Annotated in this window: 17 protein-coding genes and 1 tRNA gene; 7 read left to right on the plus strand and 11 right to left on the minus strand. The window is 68.0% G+C overall.

Going from position 1 to position 22139, the window contains the following annotated elements:
* Positions 1–27: 27 nt before the first annotated feature.
* The gene (locus tag OG622_RS24835; RefSeq protein ID WP_371578837.1) at positions 28–1956 is read left to right on the plus strand and encodes a protein kinase; all 1929 of its coding nucleotides are present in this window, start codon (positions 28–30) and stop codon (positions 1954–1956) included.
* A gap of 119 nt (positions 1957–2075) precedes the next feature.
* Here the strand turns inward: OG622_RS24835 and OG622_RS24840 are convergent, their stop codons facing one another.
* Together OG622_RS24840 and OG622_RS24845 are read right to left on the minus strand one after the other, a co-directional pair.
* Positions 2076–3584 carry a hypothetical protein gene (locus tag OG622_RS24840; RefSeq protein ID WP_371578838.1) on the minus strand — a complete coding sequence of 503 codons (1509 nt, stop codon included), beginning with the start codon at positions 3582–3584 and terminating at the stop codon, positions 2076–2078.
* A 395-nt stretch (positions 3585–3979) separates the two neighbouring features.
* Positions 3980–4108: a DLW-39 family protein gene (locus OG622_RS24845; protein ID WP_003999697.1), complete on the minus strand. Its 129-nt coding sequence runs from the start codon at positions 4106–4108 to the stop codon at positions 3980–3982.
* Positions 4109–4520: 412 nt separating this feature from the next.
* Here OG622_RS24845 and OG622_RS24850 point away from each other — a divergent pair, with 412 nt between their 5' ends.
* Positions 4521–4868, plus strand: coding sequence for a DUF6344 domain-containing protein (locus tag OG622_RS24850; protein ID WP_371578839.1), 348 nt, complete (start codon positions 4521–4523; stop codon positions 4866–4868).
* A gap of 1070 nt (positions 4869–5938) precedes the next feature.
* Here the strand turns inward: OG622_RS24850 and OG622_RS24855 are convergent.
* The 9 genes from OG622_RS24855 to dnaA form a co-directional block, all read right to left on the minus strand.
* Positions 5939–6015: transfer RNA gene (locus OG622_RS24855), tRNA-Ile, on the minus strand.
* Positions 6016–6183: 168 nt separating this feature from the next.
* Positions 6184–6999: a DUF3566 domain-containing protein gene (locus OG622_RS24860; RefSeq protein ID WP_371578840.1), complete on the minus strand. Its 816-nt coding sequence runs from the start codon at positions 6997–6999 to the stop codon at positions 6184–6186.
* Positions 7000–7017: 18 nt separating this feature from the next.
* Entirely contained in the window at positions 7018–9612 is a 2595-nt protein-coding gene (gyrA, locus tag OG622_RS24865; protein ID WP_371578841.1) for a DNA gyrase subunit A, read from the minus strand.
* A gap of 42 nt (positions 9613–9654) precedes the next feature.
* Complete coding sequence (gene gyrB / locus OG622_RS24870) at positions 9655–11718, minus strand: DNA topoisomerase (ATP-hydrolyzing) subunit B (protein ID WP_371578842.1); 2064 nt, start codon at positions 11716–11718, stop codon at positions 9655–9657.
* A gap of 396 nt (positions 11719–12114) precedes the next feature.
* Positions 12115–12651, minus strand: a complete 537-nt coding sequence (locus OG622_RS24875; protein ID WP_371578843.1) for a DUF721 domain-containing protein — start codon at positions 12649–12651, stop codon at positions 12115–12117.
* The gene (gene recF, locus OG622_RS24880; RefSeq protein ID WP_371578844.1) at positions 12648–13772 is read right to left on the minus strand and encodes a DNA replication/repair protein RecF; all 1125 of its coding nucleotides are present in this window, start codon (positions 13770–13772) and stop codon (positions 12648–12650) included. The genes OG622_RS24875 and recF overlap by 4 nt, the downstream gene beginning before the upstream one ends.
* Positions 13773–13874: 102 nt before the next feature.
* Complete coding sequence (gene gnd / locus OG622_RS24885) at positions 13875–14750, minus strand: phosphogluconate dehydrogenase (NAD(+)-dependent, decarboxylating) (RefSeq protein ID WP_371578845.1); 876 nt, start codon at positions 14748–14750, stop codon at positions 13875–13877.
* A gap of 206 nt (positions 14751–14956) precedes the next feature.
* Positions 14957–16087, minus strand: coding sequence for a DNA polymerase III subunit beta (dnaN, locus tag OG622_RS24890; RefSeq protein WP_371584204.1), 1131 nt, complete (start codon positions 16085–16087; stop codon positions 14957–14959).
* Positions 16088–16966: 879 nt separating this feature from the next.
* Positions 16967–18931 (minus strand): chromosomal replication initiator protein DnaA, encoded by a 1965-nt coding sequence (dnaA, locus tag OG622_RS24895; RefSeq protein ID WP_371578846.1) that lies wholly within the window; start codon positions 18929–18931, stop codon positions 16967–16969.
* A gap of 417 nt (positions 18932–19348) precedes the next feature.
* On the opposite strand from dnaA, the gene rpmH reads away from it, so the two are divergent.
* Genes rpmH through OG622_RS24920 form a run of 5 tightly spaced genes read left to right on the plus strand, consistent with a single transcriptional unit; the run spans position 19349 to position 22074 of the window.
* Positions 19349–19486, plus strand: a complete 138-nt coding sequence (gene rpmH, locus OG622_RS24900; RefSeq protein WP_060891143.1) for a 50S ribosomal protein L34 — start codon at positions 19349–19351, stop codon at positions 19484–19486.
* Between the two features lie 21 nt (positions 19487–19507).
* Positions 19508–19879: a ribonuclease P protein component gene (gene rnpA, locus OG622_RS24905; RefSeq protein WP_371578847.1), complete on the plus strand. Its 372-nt coding sequence runs from the start codon at positions 19508–19510 to the stop codon at positions 19877–19879.
* Positions 19876–20229 carry a membrane protein insertion efficiency factor YidD gene (gene yidD, locus OG622_RS24910; protein ID WP_005482973.1) on the plus strand — a complete coding sequence of 118 codons (354 nt, stop codon included), beginning with the start codon at positions 19876–19878 and terminating at the stop codon, positions 20227–20229. Before rnpA ends, yidD begins: the two co-directional genes overlap by 4 nt.
* 3 nt (positions 20230–20232) lie before the next feature.
* Positions 20233–21546 carry a membrane protein insertase YidC gene (gene yidC / locus OG622_RS24915; protein WP_371578848.1) on the plus strand — a complete coding sequence of 438 codons (1314 nt, stop codon included), beginning with the start codon at positions 20233–20235 and terminating at the stop codon, positions 21544–21546.
* Between the two features lie 15 nt (positions 21547–21561).
* Positions 21562–22074, plus strand: a complete 513-nt coding sequence (locus OG622_RS24920) for a R3H domain-containing nucleic acid-binding protein (RefSeq protein ID WP_037689663.1) — start codon at positions 21562–21564, stop codon at positions 22072–22074.
* Positions 22075–22139: the final 65 nt, after the last annotated feature.

Below are 22139 nucleotides of genomic sequence, written 5' to 3' on the forward strand. Positions count from 1 at the left end.
GAGTCGAAGGGGGAACGACGCACAGCCATGGGTGAGGTCTTCGCCGGCCGGTACGAACTGGTCGACCCGATCGGGCGCGGGGGAGTCGGCGCGGTCTGGCGCACCTGGGACCACCGCCGCCGCCGCTATGTGGCCGCCAAGGTTCTGCAACAGCGTGACGCGCACGCCCTGCTGCGCTTCGTCCGCGAGCAGGCCGTACGGATCGACCATCCCCATGTACTCGCGCCCGCCAGCTGGGCCGCCGACGACGACAAGGTCCTGTTCACCATGGACCTGGTGGCCGGAGGCTCCCTGGTCAATCTCATCAATGACTACGGTCCCCTTCCACCCGCCTACGTCTGCGGGCTGCTCGACCAACTGCTGTCCGGCCTCGCCGCCGTGCACGCCGAGGGCGTCATCCACCGCGACATCAAGCCCGCCAACGTATTGTTGGAGGCCACCGGCACGGCCCGGCCCCGCCTGCGCCTGTCCGACTTCGGCATCGCCATGCGTCTGGGCGAGCCCCGCCTGACAGAGACCAACTACGTGGTGGGAACGCCGGGTTACTTCGCTCCTGAGCAGATGCTCGGAGCCGACCCGGACTTCCCGGCCGACCTCTTCGCGGTGGGCCTCGTCGCCCTGTACCTGCTGGAGGGCGCGAAACCTGACGCCAAGGCCCTCATCGAGCACTTCGCCGCCCACGGCACACCGAACGCCCCCCGCGGCATCCCCGAACCGCTGTGGCAGGTCATCGCCACGCTGCTCCAACCCGACCCCAACTCCCGCTTCCGCACCGCCACAGGCGCCCGCAAAGCTCTTGGCGCAGCCACGGAGCTGCTGCCCGAGCCCGGCCCCGACGACGAGTTGGTGGAGGTATTCGACCAACTCGGCCCGCTCCCCGAGGGGTTCGCCCCCACGGGCCCCTTGCAGCGCGCATCGGGGCTGGACAAGACCGGAACAGGCACGGGTACCGGCGGCACATCCTCGCCGACTCCCAGCCCGGGCACGGACGCTCCTTCCAACGCGCCTGGCTGGCATGCCCCTTCAACTCCTTCGGTTCCCGGCGTTCCCTCGGCTCCCGTCTCCTTCCCACCCGCTGCTTCACCGGCTTCCCTGCCTGCGCCTTCGTCTTCGCCTACGTCCTCCGGGCCGGTCATGGGGGGCGTCTCACCGTCCGGTGCGGAGACGACACCGCCACCACCGCACAATCCGCCGGCATACAGCCCACCGCCTCAGGGCCTTCCACCCCGTCCCGGCCCAGGCACCTCGCTACCCGCACCGTCCGCAGGCTCCGTGCCTCAGCCCCCACCCACGGGCTCCATATCGCCACCGCCCATGCCCACCACCACCCCGCCCCAGACCGGCTCCACCGACACCGGCACCGGCACCGGCACCGGCACCGGCACCGGGCAGTGGTCTCACGATTCCACCCTCTCGCCCTCGGCATCTCCGGCGTTTTCGCCGCATGCCGGTCACATATCGCCCGAGTCGCCCCCCACCGCCGTACCCCCGCGGCCCGAACGCGACCCCGTACCCCCGCAGCCGTCCACGATGTCGGACACGGGCAGCTTTCATCTGCCGCCCCCCCAGGTGCTCGCCACCCACGCACCATCGCGACAGGCGGAGCAGCAGCTCACCCCCGAACCTGGCTATCCCGAGCACCACCCCGAGCAGCAGGTCACTCCCCCTACCGCGACGCCTGTCCAAGCTGTCCCAGCGCAACACCCCGAACCCGCGCATGTGCCCTCCCCCCAGTCGCCCACGCCGCTGGGCTTCTCTCAGGCCCCGACCGCAGCGGTGCAGCAGCACGCTTACGCCTCTACTGGTTCATACACCGCTCGGCCCCCGCAGGTTCCACGTCCGTCGAGGGCACTTCCCCGGCGCCGTCCGGGCCCGCCCGTCAAGGTGGTCCTTCCCGTCCTGCTGCTCGCACTGGTCTGTTTCGCCGTGGGGTTCTGGGCGCTGGGCCAGCTCTGATCCTGCTCCGACGACACCGGCAGATATCGGCCGCTACTGGATGATGTCGACTCACGCCCCTCGGCCGACTCCGCCCCCGCTGTCCCCACCGATCCCAGCCCCAACAGCGGCTGATCGTCCTACCGTCCCCGGGACGCCCCATGCCGCCCCCGCGGAGTTGTGCCCGCCTTCGGCCGCTCCACGTCCGCGCCCGCGGATGCCCGCCTCCTCGCGACGAGTGTCCACACCACGAGCCCGAACACCAGCAGGCTCCCCGTGCCGATGCCGCCCGCCGCGACGACCGTCATGGCGAGACGCCGATCCCCGGTGCCGGAGGAGTTCCCGGAACCCTCCTCGCCGCCGGAAGTCTCCGCGTCGCCTCCACCGCCGCTGTCCCCCGCTCCGTCCAGCGTGTCCCCCGTGGTCCCGCTCTCCGCGGCCTCCTGGTCCTCCTCGGTGACCTCGAAGACCCCGCGTGGCTCGGAGGCGCCCAGATATCCCGGCCCGTCCCCGGCCGTGCCCTCCAGCCGCACCCGCAGGGTCAACCCGAGAGGCTCCTCGCCGTACCGGTCGGCTACCGATGTCCCGAGGTGCAGCGCCAGGTAGTACCAGCCGGCGAACCGCATCCCGCTCACTTCGCCGTCGAGGGAGAAACGGTTCTCGTACGCGACGGGCGGGAGCGGGTCCAGAGCGGTGGACCGCTGTTCACCGCCGTAGTTGGCGGTCCTGTCGTCCACGAAGCCGCGTACGGGGTTGTAGAGCGACATGACGAACGCGTTCCCCACATACCCGTCGCCGTCAGTCGTGCTGCCCAGTTCTGCGGTGGCATGGATCTGCTGCCCCCAGCCGACGGGCACCTTGTAGAAGAGGGTCTCCCCGGCTCTGATCCCGGCCTGGTCCTGCCAGACGCCCTGCGCCACAGGGCTCGCCGTGGCGAAGCCGCTTCCGCCGCGGCGAAGCTCGGGGTCGCCGGACAGATTTGCAGGCGGTGCGGAGTTCCAGCTCTCGGGGGCACTCGTCGAACCGCCCTTCGTCACAGCGGGCTCCGACACGAAGCCGAGCTCCAGCCCCCACTCCTCCGACGAGCCCTCCGAGGGGGTGCCCGACACCGAGCCGGAAGCCGAGCCCGTACTGGTCCCTGTACCGGTTCCCGCGCCCGAACCGACCCGTTCGACGACGACGTAGTACGCCCCGGCCTCCTGACACATGTACTCGTCGCTGCCGATCTCACGTGAGGCCCAGGCGGTGACGGGGTGCGCACTGCTGGTCGGGCCGAAGCGGGCGGTCTCGTACGAGCAACGATGTGCGTCGGCGTCCTGCAGGGACACCCGGACGCCGTCCGCGGAGGCGACCGCCGCTCCGGCACCGGGTACGGCCGTGGCCGAGACGTACGCGTTGGCGGCGGCGCCGAGATCGAGACGGTAGTAGAGCTTGCCGCCCGGACCGATGGAGCTCCGGTATGTCTTGCCGGCCGCCAGCCGCACGGCTCCTGTGCTGCTCGTGGCGCCCTCGACCGCCCTCGCGTCCTCGGCGTAGGAGTACGGAGTGGGCGCGTCGGCCGCCGCGGCGGGCTCGATCGACGCTGTCGTGGCACACAGGGCCGCACCCACGGCTGCCGCAGTTCGCCACCAGACCGTGCGCCGCCCCATCAAGCGCCACCCCTCGTCGTAGACCCGAAGTCGCGGCTCCGAATGCGGAGCCCGGAAGAAGCCCAGAGGAAGCCAGGCAGCCGATGCCCGGATACACATCCACCAGACCCCGTCCAGCGGTCGTGATTCCGCAGCAGCTTCCCGGAAGTCAGGGCCCTGAACGCGCCCATCCTGCCGGGCCGTGGGCGCCGACGCCCGCGTTCCTGAGGAGGAGCGGCCGAAAACGGCCTCTACGCCGACCGCCACCTTGCTACAGCGATCAAATTCTTCGCCAAAGCGAATCAAGGCTGAGGATATGCGCACGAATGTCCTGAATCACGTGCGTTTTGTGCCTGAGTGACACAAAACCCCGACCGCGAGCGCGGCCGGGGTCTGCTCTGAGACTGATGTCGATTTCACGAACCCGTGGGCACGGAGTCAGTCGCCTCCGTCCACAGATCCTGCTCGGCGCGATCCGCCTGGATCTGGCGGTACACGAGGAGCCCGCCGATGGCGGCCAGTGCGACCAGGAGAAGCTTCTTCACCGCGCGACCTCGTCTTTCCTGACGTAGAGGACCTCTGGCGCCCGACTATACACACCGACCGATACCGATCGGTGACCTGAGTCGACCCCTCAACTCCCGCCGGGAAGAACGCAGTAGAACCGGATGTCACTGTTCCGATCGCAGGCTCATCACACAGGTCCCCCATAACTCGCACACCGCGACGGACCGGGCGGGCCCCCGGCCCCGCACGCCCTGCACTGCGCCTTCCCTCAGCTTCCTGCGGCCGTCTGCGGCTGCCTGCGGGCTCCCTGGGACTCCCCCTCCCCTTGCGCCCATCCGTGTGGTGTTCATCTGAAGATCCACGCGCCACGGGCGTCGGTCCGCAATTCCGGAGCCCACATACACATCATGAGGAAAGTACGCAAATCGCCCAACCCGAAAGTGAGGGGCCATGGCCCAGAACAAGGTCATGCAGATGTGGACCGCCATCGTCACCGCCGTCCTCGCCCTGTGCACGGCGCTCGGACTGATCACGACCACGGCGTCGGCCGCCGCACCGCAGACCGAGACCACCCGCAACTGCGCGGCCCCCACGACGACGCAGGCGATGTCCCCTCCGGCCCGGCCCCACGACCGCGCGCTGCCCCCCACGATGAAGCAACGCATCCGCGCCGAGGCTCACGGCTCCTCACCCTCCTGCCGCCACCGCACGCCTTTGGACACGGCAGCCACGGACACCGCCGCCCTGGAAGACCCGCTTCCGCAAGCCGAACGGCCCGCCGCACCCCTCCAGCGCTGATCGAGGCCAGGCAGCAACCCGCACGACCACCGTGGCGATCTTGCGTACGACGCCCCGTAGTGCAGCCTCACAGAACAACGGGAACCCCCGGCCGGGATGGCCGGGGGTTCCCTCATTCCCATCCTTCGGCCCCGCGTGAACGACGAGAACCGGCGCAGCGGCAGTCGTGGCAGTCCTCCGGGTCCGAGCCCGTCAGTGCCGTCGGTGTCAGCCACTGATGTCAGAATCGAGCGCACCCGCCGGCAGGCGGCCGCTCCGCGTCCTGCCCGGCACACAGCATCTGATAAGCCGGTACCACCTGTTCTCCGGGAAGCGGATCAATACCTCACACCCGGACGGCCACGACATCGACGGCCACTGGCGACCGGGGCGTCCGGATCTTGACGAGACGCCTTCGGAAGCGCTCGGGCACTGCCTTGGCCACCAGCTCTGCCACGGCCAGACCGACCCACCGGTCGTAGACCGTCGGACGGATGCGGATGTCGGCGCGGCACAGGGCTCAGGTGGGTGGCTCGATGAACGTCACATCGTCAGGACCCGGCTCCGGTCGGGGCGGCGCCGTGGCACCCTCGCTCAGCTCCATCGAGTTTGCGAGTCGGCCCCAACAGACGTCGCAGAGTTCGGCGCGCTCGTCACGGCCACCTGTCGCCCCATGCGTTCGAGTGCGAGTAGCTCTGAACAGAGAGCAGTAGGGCGCGCATTAGCCCTATCAGCAGTTCAATCGCACATCAGAAGGCTTTGTCCGCCACGGCCCGCAGCCAGCCCGCGCCGTCTCGGCGATCACGTGCCTCGGTGCGGCTCACACCCACCGCCTCTACGCGGCCTGCGTCTTGGTGCTGGTCCTGCGCCGCAGTTGCTTTTCCCGGATCTTCGATCGGCTCATGAAGCGGGCCTGCGTGTGTCGCATCACAGCCACACTCGCCCGGTACACCTGCGGCTCCCTGCTCGCCTTCCTGAAGCCGACAGACCCGGCGGGGTAGCTCCGGGGTAACCCGCGAGCGACCAATGCCATAGATGTCAGCCGTAGATGTCAAAGACCCCCAGCCGGTATCGACTGGGGGTCTTCGCGATGGTGGGGCTAACAGGATTTGAACCTGTGGCCTCATCCTTATCAGGGATGCGCTCTAACCAACTGAGCTATAGCCCCGCCGCGCTCTGCGGTGTGTGTCCCGCGCGCTGACTCCTGAAGATTAGCGCACGACGTGGGGAGTCCCAAAATCGATACCCGGAGGGGGAGCGCGACGCGGTGGGGCGCCCTGTCGGGGACGGCGCTCGGCGCCGTCCCCATAGGCAGTCCCCTAGGTCGTCTCCGCGCTCACTCGTCCTCGGCGAGCGTCAGCTCGATGCCGCCCACGAAGCCCGCGGACAGGTTGTAGATGAAGGCACCGAGGGTGGCGAGGGCGGTCGCGAGGACGACGTCGATGACCGCGATGACCGTGGTGAAGATCAGCACGTTGGGCAGCGACAGGAACGACTGCAGATCGAATCCGTTGGACTCGTTCGAGCCGGTGGCCTCGGAGATGGTGGCGCCGACCGAGGAGAACACACCCATCGCGTTCATGACCATCCACAGCACCGCGGCCGCGACGACCGTGCAGATGCCGAGGGCGATGGAGAGCAGGAAACTGACCTTCATCACGGACCACGGGTCGGCCTTGGCCACCCGCAGCCGCGCCTTGCGCGTACGAGGCGTCGTGCGCGCTCCCGTACGCGGCTTGCGGGACGAACCCTCCGGCGCCGGCTGGTAGGCCTGCGGCGGATGGTACGGACCGGCCTGCTGCTGCGACTGCCGCTCACCGGGCAGCGCCGAGCCACCGGCCTGAGCCTGGGCGGGGGGCTGCGCCGGAGCCTGGCGGGCGGGTCCGCCCGCAACCGCGGCCGGGCTGCCCGGCGCGGGCTGCTGGCTCTGCGGACCACGGGTGTCCGTCACGGTTCCCCCCTGGGATCCAGGCTTCTCGGGCGAGGCCGCGGGCGCGGCCGAATCGGTCGCGCTCGTCTTGATCGCTTTCAGTTGGGTCGTGTGCGTGTCCATCGCACGCGCGGCGGAGCCACGGCCGCCGCCGTCCGCCTCCGACCCGGTCGAAGTGCCGGCCGAAGTACCGGACGATCCGGCGCCCGTGGCTCCGCTCACGCTGACTCACTCCTCGTGCTACTCGGACGAGGGCGCCTCACCCTCGTCCGTACCTGTCGTCGCGGCACCCTCGGCGGTCTCGTCGACGGCTTCGTCGCCGTCGACCTCCTCCGCCTCCCGCCCTGCCTCGGCGTTTCGCGCGATACCGACCACGGCATCGCGCTTGCCCAGGTTGATCAGTTGGACGCCCATGGTGTCACGGCCGGTTTCCCTGATCTCGTTGACTCGCGTACGAATCACACCGCCCGACAGCGTGATGGCGAGGATCTCGTCGGTCTCCTCGACCACCAGCGCGCCGACGAGCGAACCGCGGTCCTCGACGATCTTGGCGGCCTTGATGCCGAGGCCGCCGCGACCCTGGACGCGGTACTCGTCGACGTTGGTCCGCTTCGCGTACCCGCCGTCTGTGGCAGTGAACACGAACGTACCGGGTCGAACAACATTCATCGAGAGCAGCTCGTCCCCTTCACGGAAACTCATGCCCTTGACACCCGAGGTGGCACGGCCCATGGGCCGCAGTGCCTCGTCCGTCGCCGTGAAGCGGATCGACTGTGCCTTCTTGCTGATCAGAAGGATGTCATCCTCTGCCGATACGAGTTCGGCTCCGATCAGTTCGTCATCGGAACCGTCCTCCTTCTCACGGAGGTTGATCGCGATGACGCCGCCGGAACGGGGCGAATCGTAATCCTTCAGAGGCGTCTTCTTCACAAGACCACCCTTGGTGGCGAGCACCAGGTAGGGCGTGGCCTCGTAGTCGCGGATCGCGAGGATCTCGGCGATCGCCTCGTCCGGCTGGAAGGCCAGCAGGTTGGCGACGTGCTGTCCACGCGCGTCACGTCCGGCGTCCGGCAGCTCGTAGGCCTTGGCCCGGTAGACGCGGCCCTTGTTGGTGAAGAACAGCAGCCAGTGGTGGGTCGTGGACACGAAGAAGTGGTCGACGATGTCGTCTTCCTTGAGCTTCGTACCGCGTACGCCCTTGCCGCCACGCTTCTGCGCGCGGTAGTCGACCGCCTTGGTCCGCTTGACGTAGCCGCCGCGCGAGACGGTGACGACGATGTCCTCCTCGGCGATCAGGTCCTCGATGGACATGTCACCGTCGTAGGGCACCAGCATCGTCTTGCGGTCGTCGCCGAACTTCTCGACGATCGCGGCGAGTTCCGCGCTGACGATGCCGCGCTGACGGACCGGGGAGGCGAGGATCTCGTTGTACTCGCGGATCTTGGCCTGGAGCTCGTCGTGCTCTTGGATGATCTTCTGGCGCTCCAGGGCGGCCAGGCGCCGCAGCTGCATCTCGAGGATGGCGTTGGCCTGGATCTCGTCGATCTCCAGGAGGCCCATCAGGCCCGTGCGCGCGATGTCGACGGTGTCGCTGCGCCGGATCAGCGCGATGACCTCGTCGATGGCGTCGAGAGCCTTCAGCAGGCCGCGCAGGATGTGCGCCCGCTCCTCGGCCTTGCGCAGCCGGAAGCGCGTACGGCGGACGATGACCTCGATCTGGTGCGTCACCCAGTGGCGGATGAACGCGTCCAGGGAGAGCGTCCGGGGCACACCGTCGACCAGCGCCAGCATGTTGGCGCCGAAGTTCGTCTGCAGGTCGGTGTGCTTGTACAGGTTGTTCAGCACGACCTTGGCGACCGCGTCGCGCTTCAGGACGATGACCAGGCGCTGGCCCGTACGGGACGACGTCTCGTCGCGGACGTCCGCGATGCCGCCGATCTTGCCGTCCTTCACAAGGTCGGCGATCTTCTGCGCGAGGTTGTCGGGGTTGGTCTGGTAGGGCAGTTCCGTGACCACCAGGCACTGGCGGTTCTGGATCTCCTCGACCTCGACGACCGCGCGCATCGTGATGGAACCACGGCCCGTGCGGTACGCCTCCTCGATGCCCTTGCGTCCGACGACCAGAGCGCCGGTCGGGAAGTCGGGGCCCTTGATGCGCTCCATCAGAGCGTCCAGAAGCTCCTCGTGCGAGGCCTCCGGGTTCTCCAGGTACCACTGGGCGCCCGACGCGACCTCGCGCAGGTTGTGCGAGGGGATGTTGGTCGCCATGCCGACCGCGATGCCCGCCGAACCGTTGATCAGCAGGTTCGGGAAGCGGGCCGGCAGAACCGTCGGCTCCTGGTTGCGGCCGTCATAGTTGTCCTGGAAGTCGACGGTCTCTTCGTCGATGTCCCGGACCATCTCCATGGACAGCGGCATCATCTTGCACTCGGTGTACCGCATGGCGGCGGCCGGGTCGTTGCCCGGGGAACCGAAGTTGCCGTTGGAGTCCACCAGCGGCATCCGCATCGACCACGGCTGCGCGAGGCGGACCAGCGCGTCGTAGATCGAGGAGTCGCCGTGCGGGTGGTAGGTGCCCATGACGTCGCCGACGACACGGGCACACTTGTAGAAGCCCTTCTCGGGCCGGTAGCCGCCGTCGTACATGGCGTACAGGACGCGGCGGTGGACGGGCTTGAGACCGTCGCGTACGTCGGGCAGCGCGCGGGACACGATGACGGACATCGCGTAGTCCAGGTACGAGCGCTGCATCTCCGTCTCGAGCCCGACAGGCTCGATGCGCATCGCGAGTTCGCCGCCCTCTTCAGGCGTGGCGGGAGTGTTCTCGTCGGCCATTGCTGGTGAAGATCCTTCCTGGTGCGGTCAGCTGAGACCGACTCAGATGTCGAGGAAGCGGACGTCCTTGGCGTTGCGCTGGATGAACTGGCGCCGGGCCTCGACGTCCTCGCCCATCAGCACCGAGAACAGCTCGTCCGCCTGGGCGGCGTCGTCGAGCGTGACCTGGCCGAGGACGCGGTGGTCCTGGTCCATGGTCGTGATGCGCAGCTCCTCGGCGTTCATCTCGCCGAGACCCTTGAAGCGCTGGATCGAGTCCTCCCTGACGCGCTTGCCGTTCTGCCGGCCGAGCTCGATCAGGGCGTCGCGCTCACGGTCCGAGTACGCGTACTCGAAGTCGTCCCGGCCCCACTTGATCTTGTAGAGCGGGGGACGCGACAGGAACACGTGTCCGGCCTCGACGAGCGGGCGCATGAAGCGGAACAGGAAGGTCAGCAGCAGGGTGTTGATGTGCTGGCCGTCGACGTCGGCGTCCGCCATCAGGATGATCTTGTGATAGCGGAGCTTGGAGATGTCGAAGTCCTCGTGCACACCCGTGCCGAAGGCGGAGATCAGCGCCTGGATCTCCTGGTTCTGCAGGATCTTGTCGATCCGCGCCTTCTCGACGTTGAGGATCTTGCCGCGGATCGGGAGGATCGCCTGGTACTGCGGGTTGCGGCCGGACTTGGCCGAGCCGCCGGCGGAGTCACCCTCGACGATGAAGATCTCGCACTTGACGGGATCGTTCGACTGGCAGTCGCTCAGCTTGCCCGGCAGGGACGCCGTCTCCAGGAGGCCCTTGCGACGGGTCAGGTCACGGGCCTTGCGGGCCGCCACGCGCGCGGTGGCCGCCTGGATGGACTTGCGGATGATGTCCGCCGCCTCGACCGGGTTGCGGTCCAGCCAGTCCGTCAGGTGCTCGTGCACGACCTTCTGCACGAAGGTCTTCGCCTCCGTGTTGCCCAGCTTGGTCTTGGTCTGGCCCTCGAACTGCGGCTCACTCAGCTTGATCGAGATGATCGCCGTCAGACCCTCGCGGATGTCGTCACCCGTGAGGTTGTCGTCCTTTTCGCGCAGCAGCTTCTTGTCGCGCGCGTAGCGGTTGATCAGACCGGTCAGCGCGGCACGGAAGCCCTCTTCGTGCGTACCGCCCTCGTGCGTGTGGATGATGTTGGCGAAGGAGTAGACACCCTCGCTGTAACCGCTGTTCCACTGCATCGCGACTTCGATGGACAGGAGCTTGTCCCTGTCCTCGGCCTCGAAGTCGATGACGGACGGGTGAACCACGTCTCCCTTACGGGAGTTGAGGTGCTTCACGAAGTCGACGATGCCGCCCTCGTAGTGGTACGAGACGGTCTTGACCTCGTGCTTCTCGTCCTCGCCGGCCTCGTCCGCCCCCGCGGTGGCCTTTGCGGACTCGCGCTCGTCAGTGAGTTTGATCGTCAAACCCTTGTTGAGGAACGCCATCTCCTGGAAGCGCCGCGAGAGCGTCTCGAAAGAGTAGTACGTGGTCTCGAAGATGTCGGCGTCGGCCCAGAAGGTCACCGAGGTGCCGGTCTCGGCGGTGGCCTCGTGCTGGGCCAGCGGTGCCGTCGGGACGCCCAGCTTGTAGTCCTGGGTCCAGCGGTAGCCGTCGGTCCTGACCTCGACGGTGACCCTGCTGGACAGGGCGTTCACGACGGATACGCCGACGCCGTGCAGACCGCCGGAGACCGCGTAGCCGCCGCCGCCGAACTTGCCGCCCGCGTGCAACACCGTCAGCACGACCTCGACGGCCGGCTTCCCCTCCGAAGGGACGATGCCCACCGGGATGCCGCGGCCGTTGTCGACGACCCGGACGCCGCCGTCGGCGAGGATCGTGACATTGATGGTGTCAGCGTGGCCGGCCAGCGCCTCGTCGACGGAGTTGTCGACGACCTCCTGCACCAGGTGATGCAGCCCACGCTCACCGGTCGAGCCGATGTACATGCCGGGCCGCTTGCGGACCGCGTCCAGCCCTTCGAGGACGGTGATGGCGCTGGCGTCGTACGAGGCTGTGACCTCGCCGTTGGCGCCGGCGCCGGTGGACGGGATGTTCTCGTTGGGGTTGCCGGAATCGGCCACGAAGCGCCCTTTCTGGCACAGCACAAACCAGGCTCCCGGCGGGTTTGCCGGAGCGGCTGCGGCGTGTTGCGGTGGAAGCCTTTGTCAGCGTTGAACAGTGTTTCCGAAGCGGTCCCCACGAATGGGGCGGTATTAGCTTCCAGTCTACCGGTAGCGCCGACAGTGATGGGGGTTTGCCGGTACCTGAGTCCGCATGTGCCGCCCTGAACCGGTCTCTCCCGACTCCCCATATACGGAGCGGGGCTCCAAGAGGCTCACAGCGGCACTCAGCGCTTCCGGGTGTCAACCCTTTGCTACTCCCGGGTCACGTCGATGTTCGCAACCGCACGCGAACCCGCGCGCCCACGCACACGGTCGTTCGTGAGACGCCGGAGGACCCCCCGGTCATCGGTACGGAAGCGCCCGGAAATGTGACTACGGTCACCCGTAGGTGTCGCCGGGCCCGGTGCTGCCCGGGGCACGCAGAGGCCCGTAGCGACGGGCGGAGGAGCCGGCGGGGCCATGGACCTTCAGCAGCCGGACGGTGCCGTGCCCGAGATCCTCGTTGAGCCGGGCGACCAGTTGCGGAGCCAGCAGCCGCACGTTCGTCGCCCATGCCGTCGAGTCGCACCGCACGTGCAGGACCCGCTCGTCCTCGTCGTACCGCTCCGGTACGCACCTCCTGGCCAGGTCGTCACCGACGATCTGCGGCCAGCGGCCCATGACCCCGCCGACGGCGGCCGGCGTCTCCCAGCCCCGCTCGGTGATCAGGCGGTTGATCGCGGGGCCCAAGGGCATCGGATCGCGGCCGTCGGCACGGGCGCCGGAGCGCAGCCCGCCGCCGCGCCTGGCCTGCTTCTGCTGCTGGGTGGCTTCGCCACGCGCCCGTGCGGCCTCCCTCGCGGCGCGCAGCGCCACGCGCGCGAGGTCCACACCGGAGGGCTCGGGAGGCTTCGGGATTCCCTCGGATCCGCTCATACGCGCTCCACCGCCCCGTCGGACACGAAGTACCGCGCCCCTGCCAGTACGTCCGGTACGTCGTCGTCGACCGCGGCGGTCACCAGGACCTGCTCGCCCGGCGCGACCAGCTCCGCCAGGCGCTCCCGTCGGCGGGCGTCCAACTCGGCGAAGACGTCGTCGAGGATCAGCACCGGCTCGTTCCCCTCGGCCCGCAGCAGATCGTACGAGGCGAGCCGCAGGGCCAGGGCGTACGACCAGGACTCTCCGTGGGAGGCGTATCCCTTGGCAGGCAGCTGACCGAGTTTGAGATTCACATCATCTCGATGGGGCCCTACGAGGGTGACGCCCCTCTCGATCTCCTGCTTGCGGCTCTCGCCGAGAGCGGCCATCAGCTGCTCGTACAGCTCCTCGCGCGCGTGGCCGACGAGGCCGGGCGAGGAAGGCTTGTATTCCAAACTCACTGGTCCGCCCCCAGGTGCGAGCTGCTCGTACGCCTTGTCGGCGAGCGGCTGGATCGCGGCGACCAGGTCCAGGCGCCGGGCGAGCAACTCGGCGCCCACGCGCGCGAGGTGCTGGTCCCACACGTCGAGCGTGGACAGATCCATGGTGCGACCGCCGTGCCGACGGGCCAGTGCGGCCGACTTGAGGAGTGTGTTGCGCTGCTTGAGCACCCGCTCGTAGTCGGAGCGCACGCCCGCCATGCGTGGGGCCCGTGCCGTGATCAGCTCGTCGAGGAAGCGCCGCCGTTCACCGGGGTCGCCCTTGACCAGTGCGAGGTCCTCCGGCGCGAACAGCACCGTCCGCACGATGCCGAGCACGTCACGGGGTTTGACCTGCGACGACCTGTTGACGCGCGCCCGGTTCGCCTTGCCGGGGTTCAGCTCCAGCTCGACGAGCTGCTGTCGCTCGCCCTGCCGCACCTGCGCCCGGATCACCGCGCGGTCGGCGCCCATCCGAACCAGGGGCGCGTCCGAGGACACCCGGTGGCTGCCGAGGGTCGCGAGATAGCCGACAGCCTCGACCAGGTTCGTCTTGCCCTGCCCGTTGGGGCCCACGAACGCGGTGACGCCCGGGTCGAGCGGGACCTCGACCCGGGCGTACGAGCGGAAGTCGGCCAGCGACAGATGCGTGACGTGCATGGTCGGGTGCCGACCTCCCCAGGGTTGTGGACCGCCGTACGGCCCTGTGGACGACTTCTCGCCAACCGTACGTATGTTCGTTCCTGTCTTCGGTGCCGCGGGCTACTTCTTCTCGACCGCGTGGCCACCGAACTGGTTTCGCAGCGCCGCGATCATCTTCATCTGCGGAGAGTCCTCCTGGCGCGACGCGAACCGTGCGAAGAGCGAGGCCGTGATCGCGGGCAGCGGCACTGCGTGGTCGATGGCGGCCTCCACGGTCCACCGGCCCTCACCGGAGTCCTGTGCGTAGCCCTTCAGGCCGTCCAGGTGCTCGTCCTCGTCGAGGGCGTTCACCGCCAGGTCGAGCAACCAGGAGCGGATGACCGTGCCGTCCTGCCAGGAACGGAACACCTCGCGGACGTCCGTCACCGAGTGCACCTTCTCCAAAAGCTCCCAGCCCTCGGCGTACGCCTGCATCATGGCGTACTCGATGCCGTTGTGGACCATCTTCGCGAAGTGCCCGGCGCCGACCTTGCCGGCGTGCACCGCGCCGAGGTCGCCCTCGGGCTTCAACGCGTCGAAGACGGGCCGCACCTTGGCGACGTTCTCCGCGTCGCCGCCGTACATCAGCGCGTAGCCGTTCTCCAGGCCCCAGACGCCGCCGGAGACACCGCAGTCGACGAAGCCGATGCCCTTGGCCGCCAACTCCTCTGCGTGCTTCTCGTCGTCCGTCCAGCGGGAGTTGCCGCCGTCCACGACGACGTCACCGGGCTGGAGCAGCTCGGCCAGCTCGTCGACGGTCGACTGGGTGGCGGCACCGGCCGGGACCATCACCCACACGACCCGTGGGCCCTTGAGCTTGCCCACAAGCTCCTCGATGCTGTGGACATCGGCGAGATCCGGGTTCCGGTCGTATCCGATGACGGTGTGGCCCGCGCGGCGGATCCGCTCGCGCATGTTGCCGCCCATCTTGCCGAGGCCGACGAGACCGAGCTCCATCAGTTGTTCCTTAGGTTGCGACGTGGCATGAGGGCACCTGCGTACCCACGCACGAGCCTAAACCCGGTCTCTCACGCACACCTGTGGGCATACCCGCTCATAAGTACGCCCGACCTGCGGCTTCGCACCGAGGGCCCGGTGATCCACCGGGCCCCACGGCGCTGCGGACCACCTCCGGCAGCTCGGCCGCGGCGGCGTCCGGACGGTCAGCCGCTGAGTCGCACCGGCATGATCAGGTACTTGTAGGCCTCGTCCGCCTCGGCGTCCACGGCCGGCTTGCCGCTGAGCAGCGCGGGCTTGGTGGACGTCGTGAACGCCAGCTGGGCGACCGGGGAGTCGATGGCGCTCAGGCCGTCCAGCAGGAACGTGGGGTTGAAGGCGATCGAGATGTCGTCGCCGTCCAGCTGGGCGTCGACCCTTTCCACAGCCTGTGCGTCGTCGCTGGAGCCGGCCTCCAGGATCAGCACGCCCTGCTCGAAGCTCAGCCGCACCGGGGTGTTCCGCTCGGCGACCAGGGCGACACGCTTGACGGCCTCGACGAAGGGAGCCGTCTCGATGACGGCCACGCTGTTGAACTCCGTCGGGAACAGCGTGCGGTACTTCGGGAGGTCACCCTCCAGCAGCCTCGTGGTCGTACGACGGCCCGCGCCTTCGAAACCGATCAGGCCCTCGCCCGAGCCCGAGCCGGAGAGCGCCAGGATGACGCTGTCGCCGCTCGTGAGGGCCTTGGCGGTGTCCAGGAGCGTCTTGGCGGGTACCAGGGCCACCGCGGACGCCTCGGGGTTCTCCGGCTTCCACAGGAACTCGCGGACCGCGAAGCGGTAGCGGTCGGTGGAGGCCAGCGTGACCGTGTCGCCCTCGATCTCGATGCGCACACCGGTGAGGACGGGCAGTGTGTCGTCGCGGCCGGCGGCGATGGCCACCTGGGCGGCGGCGGAGGCGAAGACCTCGCCGGGGACGGTACCCGTGGCGTTCGGCATCTGCGGCAGGGACGGGTACTCCTCCACAGGCAGTGTGTGGAGCGTGAACCGCGAGGAGCCGCAGACCACCGTCGCCCGTACACCGTCTGTGGAGATCTCCACCGGACGGTTGGGGAGGGCCCGGCAGATGTCTGCGAGCAGCCGGCCGGAGACGAGCACCGTGCCCTCCTCGTCGACCTCCGCCTCCACGGACACCCGCGCGGAGACCTCGTAGTCGAAGCTGGAGAGGCTCAGTTGGCCTTCCTCGGCCTTCAGAAGGAGGCCGGCGAGAACAGGCGCCGGCGGCCGGGCCGGGAGGCTGCGCGCCGCCCAGGCCACTGCCTCCGCGAGTACGTCGCGTTCCACCCGGATCTTCACTGTTGCCGCCTCCTGCTGTTGCCGGCGCTTCTCGCCCTGCCTGGCTTCGTCGTATGTCTCGGTGTCACTGGTTCCTGTGAGGGGAAGGACACCGGGAACAGTCTGACGCACACCACTGACACTCGGAGCCTCTCGGGGTCAAGTCGTGACGAGGCGCGGTCGGACAACCCAGAGCGAGTTGTGCACAGGACCCACTTCGAAACGGATTCCCAGCTCTCTCTAGTTGGGAGTAGTAGTAGGGCCTGTGGAAACCGTGGATAACCCCGTTTTCGCAGCTCAGGCGGCAAATTTTGTCCACCGGGCCTGTGGGCGGAGGCGGTGGACAACCGGGGGTATCTGTGGAGAACGGAAAGTTCTGCACACACCGTGCACAGCCCCGGGGCACTTCTCCCCAACGGCGTCCCCAGATTTACCCGCCTTTCCCACAGCCCAACCAGGCAACCTCGTGTGACGCCTTTCACTCGACACGGTGAGGGGGCGCCTCGGCTTGCCGAACAGTGGACAGCCATGTGGAGAACCCGACGATCACTGGGGACAACCAGCCCCGCCCTGTGGGCTGTCGGTGGACAACTCCGTCCACGGCCTGTGGGCCTTCGCTTTGTCCACAGCCTGTGGAGATCTTTCGTCCACGAATCCACAGGGGGCTGACCTGGCCTGATGATCTCTCAACAGGCGGCCCTGTGGACACGATCTGCATAACTTCCCGGTCCCCAGGGTGTGGACGGGAGAAAGTCCCGGAATCTGTGGAGGGAGGCCGTAACGCGGCAGGTATTCGAACACCTGATGTCCGACCGGCGACGGACGAAGCCGGCCCGGAACGACGAAGGCGCCCTCGGGAACTCGTCCCGGGGCGCCCTCAGCGACGTACGGCGGCCTCTGTCAGCCGTTCTTGATGCGGTTCGTCAGCTCCGTCACCTGGTTGTAGATGGAGCGCCGCTCGGCCATCAGCGCGCGGATCTTGCGGTCGGCGTGCATGACGGTGGTGTGGTCACGGTTGCCGAACTGCGCGCCGATCTTGGGCAGCGACAGGTCCGTCAGCTCACGGCACAGGTACATGGCGATCTGCCGGGCGGTGACCAGGGCGCGGCCGCGCGAGGTGCCGCAGAGATCCTCGACCGTGAGCCCGAAGTAGTCGGCTGTCGCGCCCATGATCGCGGTGGCGGTGATCTCGGGAGACGCGTTCTCGCCACCCGGAATCAGGTCCTTGAGCACGATCTCGGTCAGACCGAGGTCCACCGGCTGCCGGTTGAGCGACGCGAACGCCGTCACCCGGATCAGCGCGCCTTCGAGCTCGCGGATGTTGCGCGAGATACGGGACGCGATGAACTCCAGTACCTCCGGAGGGGCGTTGAGCTGCTCCTGCACCGCCTTCTTGCGGAGGATCGCGATACGAGTCTCCAGCTCGGGAGGCTGGACGTCGGTGATCAGACCCCACTCGAAACGGTTCCGCAGCCGGTCCTCCAGAGTCACCAGCTGCTTCGGCGGCCGGTCGCTGGAGAGCACGATCTGCTTGTTCGCGTTGTGGAGCGTATTGAAGGTGTGGAAGAACTCCTCCTGCGTCGACTCCTTGTCCGCCAGGAACTGGATGTCGTCCACGAGCAGGATGTCCATCTCCCGGTACCGCTTGCGGAAGCTGTCGCCCTTGCCGTCGCGGATGGAGTTGATGAACTCGTTGGTGAACTCCTCCGAGCTCACGTACCGCACCCGCGTGCCCGGGTAGAGGCTGCGCGCGTAGTGCCCGATCGCGTGCAGCAGGTGCGTTTTGCCGAGCCCCGACTCCCCATAGATGAAGAGGGGGTTGTACGCCTTCGCCGGCGCCTCGGCGACGGCCACCGCGGCCGCGTGCGCGAAACGGTTCGAGGCGCCGATGACGAAGGTGTCGAAGAGGTACTTCGGGTTCAGGCGTGCCGTCGGCTCACCAGGACCGGGCGCCGGCGCGGGCTGCGCCGCCAGCGGGCCGGGCGCGCTGCTCGCGGGGCCGCCCCGGTGCACATGGCCCGAGCCCGGCGGAGGCTCGGGAAGGCCACGCCGGTCCTGCCGCGGATAGTCGGAGCCGCCCCCCGGCCGGTCGTAGTCGCCGCGGGACTGCTCGTACTCGGAGCGCTGGTCGTACGGCGGCCGGTCCATCGACTGCGAGCGGTAGTCCGACGACGGCGAGGCGTACGGATCCCGATCCGGGAAACCGAGCCGCTGCTGCTGCCAGCCGTAGTCGTCCTGCGACGGCCGCGGCCAGGCGCCCGGCTCGGGCCGCTGGTACTCGGACGGATACGCGGGGCGCGCGGTCGGAAGCTGGTCCGGGCGTGGGGGCGGCAACTGGTCGCCGGGGCCGCCGCCCATCTGTTCGCCGCGTCCCGGACCGCGGTCGTCGGCCCGATGGCGGCCATACCCCTCGTAGGGATCACGGGCCTGGCCGTCGTATCCGTTCTGGGCCTCGTACCCGCCGCGTCCCTCGCGACCCTGCCCGTCGTACGGGGTCCTGTTGTCGTAGCCGTCGCGGTTCTGGGCCGGGACGGAGGGGAGCTCCGGCTCCTCGAAGCGGCGCTGGACCGGCGGAGGCTGCTGTTCGCCGACGGAGCTGTCGACGGTGATCGCGATACGGATCGGGCGGCCGCACTCCCGGCTCAGGGTCTCGCTGACGATCGGCGCGAGACGGCCTTCAAGTACGCCCTTCGCGAACTCGTTCGGGACGGCGAGGAGAGCCGTGTCCGCGACCAGGGCGAGTGGCTGGCAGCGCTTGATCCAGCGTTCGTCCTTCACCTCGACGCCTTGACCATGGCCCTCACCGAGGAGCTTTTCCAGTACTCGTGGCCACACTGCGGCAAGATCGGCAGGTACGTCAGCCACAGGGCACGCTCTCTCACAGGTCCCACGAACGTGTGGTTCTGGGACAGGTTGGTTTGGAACTCGGGTGGGGCACTCGGGACGAGGTGCTGGTGGGTGGGTCGGGGCCCAGCAGCCAAAGGAAGGGGAACGAATCGGAGTTCAGACACGGTAGTCACGGCGACCGGTACGGTTCAAGTTGTTGTCCCCAGCCTGTGGATAGTGTCTCCCTGTGACCCTCGGTTTGACCGGATGGCGTAGCCGCGCGTACCGTAAACAGGTCGAGTTGTCGATGGCTGCTGCCGCCTGCCTCCGATGGGCACAGATCGCGTCAGGTGATCGGACAGCGGTGCACTCGGGCGTTTATACGAGCTACTCGTGGGCGCACGGTGACAGCCAGGACGGCACCCGCAAACACCGATTTCTTTCTGGAGCCCCCGAGTGAGCAAGCGCACCTTCCAGCCGAACAACCGTCGTCGTGCGAAGACCCACGGCTTCCGCCTGCGGATGCGTACCCGTGCCGGTCGCGCGATTCTCGCGAACCGCCGCAGCAAGGGTCGCTCAAGCCTGTCCGCCTGATCCCGATCAGGTCATGACGTCGTGCTGCCTACCGAGCATCGGCTGAGGCGGCGCGAGGACTTCGCGACCGCGGTACGACGAGGACGCCGGGCCGGCCGCCCGCTCCTCGTCGTTCACCTACGTAGCGGTGCCACGAACCCGCACGCGCCTGGGGAGAGCGCTCCCCCGACGCGTGCGGGTTTCGTCGTGAGCAAGGCTGTCGGTGGTTCGGTCGTACGCAACAAGGTGAAGCGAAGGCTTCGCCATCTGATGCGCGAACGAGTCGCCCTGTTGCCCCCCGGTAGCCTGGTAGTGGTACGAGCGCTGCCCGGAGCGGGTGACGCCGACCACGTACAACTGGCCCAAGACCTGGATGCCGCCATAGGGCGGCTGCTGGGAGGGGGCGCACGATGAAGTACCCGCTGCTGGCGCTGATCAAGCTGTACCAGTGGACGATCAGTCCGCTGCTCGGGCCGGTGTGCAAGTACTACCCGTCGTGCTCCCACTACGGCTACACGGCCATCGACCGGCACGGTGCGATCAAGGGAACGGCACTCACCGCCTGGCGCATCCTGCGGTGCAATCCGTGGTCGCTCGGCGGCGTGGACCACGTCCCGCCGCGCAAGCGTCCACGGTGGCACGAGATGGTGCGTGGCACGTGGCGCGCACGCAAGGGCGGGTCCTCCGCCGCCGAACCGGCCACCGAGGGGCACGTTCCTTCGAGCCCGGCCGCCGAGAGCCCGTCCCATGCCCAAGGAGCATGATTAGTGGACACGATTGCCAGTCTCTTCAGCTTCATCACGACACCTGTCTCCTGGGTCATTGTCCAGTTCCACAAGGTGTACGGCGCCCTCTTCGGCGCTGACACCGGGTGGGCCTGGGGCCTGTCCATCGTGTCCTTGGTGATCCTGATCCGTATCTGCCTGATCCCGCTCTTCGTGAAGCAGATCAAGGCGACCCGGGCGATGCAGACGCTGCAGCCCGAGATGAAGAAGATCCAGGAGCGCTACAAGAACGACAAGCAGCGCCAGTCCGAAGAGATGATGAAGCTCTACAAGGAGACGGGCACCAACCCGCTCTCCTCGTGCCTTCCCATCCTGGCGCAGTCCCCGTTCTTCTTCGCGCTCTACCACGTGCTCAACAGCATCGCGAACAACGACACCATCGGTGTCATCAACGAGAGCCTGCTGCAGAGCGCGCAGAAGGCGCACATCTTCGGTGCTCCGCTGGCCGCGAAGTTCACCGACAGCTCCTCGGACCTCGTCGCGCTCGACGCCTCGCTGACCACCGTGCGCGTCGTGACCGCGGTCATGATCGTCCTCATGTCGGCGTCGCAGTTCTACACACAGCGCCAGCTGATGACGAAGAACGTCGACACCACGGTGAAGACGCCGTTCATGCAGCAGCAGAAGATGCTGATGTATGTCTTCCCGGTCATGTTCGCCGTTTTCGGCATCAACTTCCCGGTCGGTGTCCTCGTCTACTGGCTGACCACCAACGTGTGGACCATGGGCCAGCAGATGTACGTCATCCACAACAACCCGACCCCGGGTTCGAAGGCCCAGGCCGCCTACCTGGAGCGCCTTTTCAAGCACGTCATGCGGCACGGCAAGACTCGTAACCGCCGCGAGCGCACCATCGTCAAGGCGATCGTCGCCAAGGGCCGCGACCGCAACGAGCACGAGCGGAAGTTCATCACCGGCCTGGGCAAGGAGGGCCTCGCGGCCCAGAGCGACGGCACCGTGGTCAAGAGCGAGGTCTCGGCCGTCGCCGTGGCCGAAGACGGTACGCCCACGCCCGGTACTCCCAAGCGTCAGCAGCCCAAGCGCCAGACCAAGGCCCAGCGTCAGTCCGGTGCAGCGAAGACCGCCGACGAAGACGAGCCGAAGGCCGAGCCCACTTCGCTGATCAAGTCCGACCAGCCGGAGGACACCGAGCCGGAAAGCACCGAGCCGGAGGACACCAAGCCGGCGGCCGGTGCCAAGAAGGCCGCGGCCAAGCCCGGAACCGGTGGCCGCAGCAAGGCTCAGTCCGGTCAGCGCAAGGGTCAGCAGCGCCCCAAGTCCCCGTCCAAGAAGTAAGAAGGAGCCCCTCCCGTGACGGAAGGCACCACCTCCACAGCCTCCGAGGGTGGCGACACCCTGACCCGCCTGGAGCAGGAGGGTGAGATTGCGGCGGACTACCTGGAAGGTCTGCTGGACATCGCAGATCTCGACGGCGACATCGACATGGACGTCGAGGCCGACCGTGCCTCTGTCTCGATCATCAGCGACTCCGGCGGCCGCGATCTGAACAAGCTGGTCGGCCGGGAGGGCGAGGTGCTCGAGGCGCTCCAGGAGCTCACGCGCCTGGCCGTGCACCGGGAGACCGGTGATCGCAGCCGTCTGATGCTGGACATCGCGGGCTACCGCGCCCAGAAGCGCGCCGAGCTCTCCGAGCTGGGTGCCAAGGCGGCGGCCGAGGCCAAGAGCACCGGCGAACCCGTGAAGCTGAAGCCGATGACACCCTTCGAGCGCAAGGTCGTGCACGACGCGGTCAAGTCCGCGGGCCTGCGCAGTGAGTCCGAGGGCGAGGAGCCGCAGCGCTTCGTCGTCGTGCTGCCTGCCTGATTCGGTACGTACGTTTCCCCGGCCCCGTCTGCCCGCAGGCGGGGCCGAACTTTGTCAGCCTGTTG

It is taken from the genome of Streptomyces sp. NBC_01314, from assembly GCF_041435215.1.
Taxonomy (GTDB): Bacteria; Actinomycetota; Actinomycetes; order Streptomycetales; family Streptomycetaceae; genus Streptomyces.

Coding starts and splice junctions, on each gene's coding strand:
- OG622_RS24850 (WP_371578839.1), top strand. CDS start 4,521: ATGGCCCAGAACAAGGTCATGCAGATGTGGACCGCCATCGTCACCGCC.
- OG622_RS24835 (WP_371578837.1), top strand. CDS start 28: ATGGGTGAGGTCTTCGCCGGCCGGTACGAACTGGTCGACCCGATCGGG.
- gyrA (WP_371578841.1), bottom strand. CDS start 9,612: ATGGCCGACGAGAACACTCCCGCCACGCCTGAAGAGGGCGGCGAACTC.
- OG622_RS24875 (WP_371578843.1), bottom strand. CDS start 12,651: ATGAGCGGATCCGAGGGAATCCCGAAGCCTCCCGAGCCCTCCGGTGTG.
- gnd (WP_371578845.1), bottom strand. CDS start 14,750: ATGGAGCTCGGTCTCGTCGGCCTCGGCAAGATGGGCGGCAACATGCGC.
- recF (WP_371578844.1), bottom strand. CDS start 13,772: ATGCACGTCACGCATCTGTCGCTGGCCGACTTCCGCTCGTACGCCCGG.
- yidD (WP_005482973.1), top strand. CDS start 19,876: ATGAAGTACCCGCTGCTGGCGCTGATCAAGCTGTACCAGTGGACGATC.
- OG622_RS24840 (WP_371578838.1), bottom strand. CDS start 3,584: ATGGGGCGGCGCACGGTCTGGTGGCGAACTGCGGCAGCCGTGGGTGCG.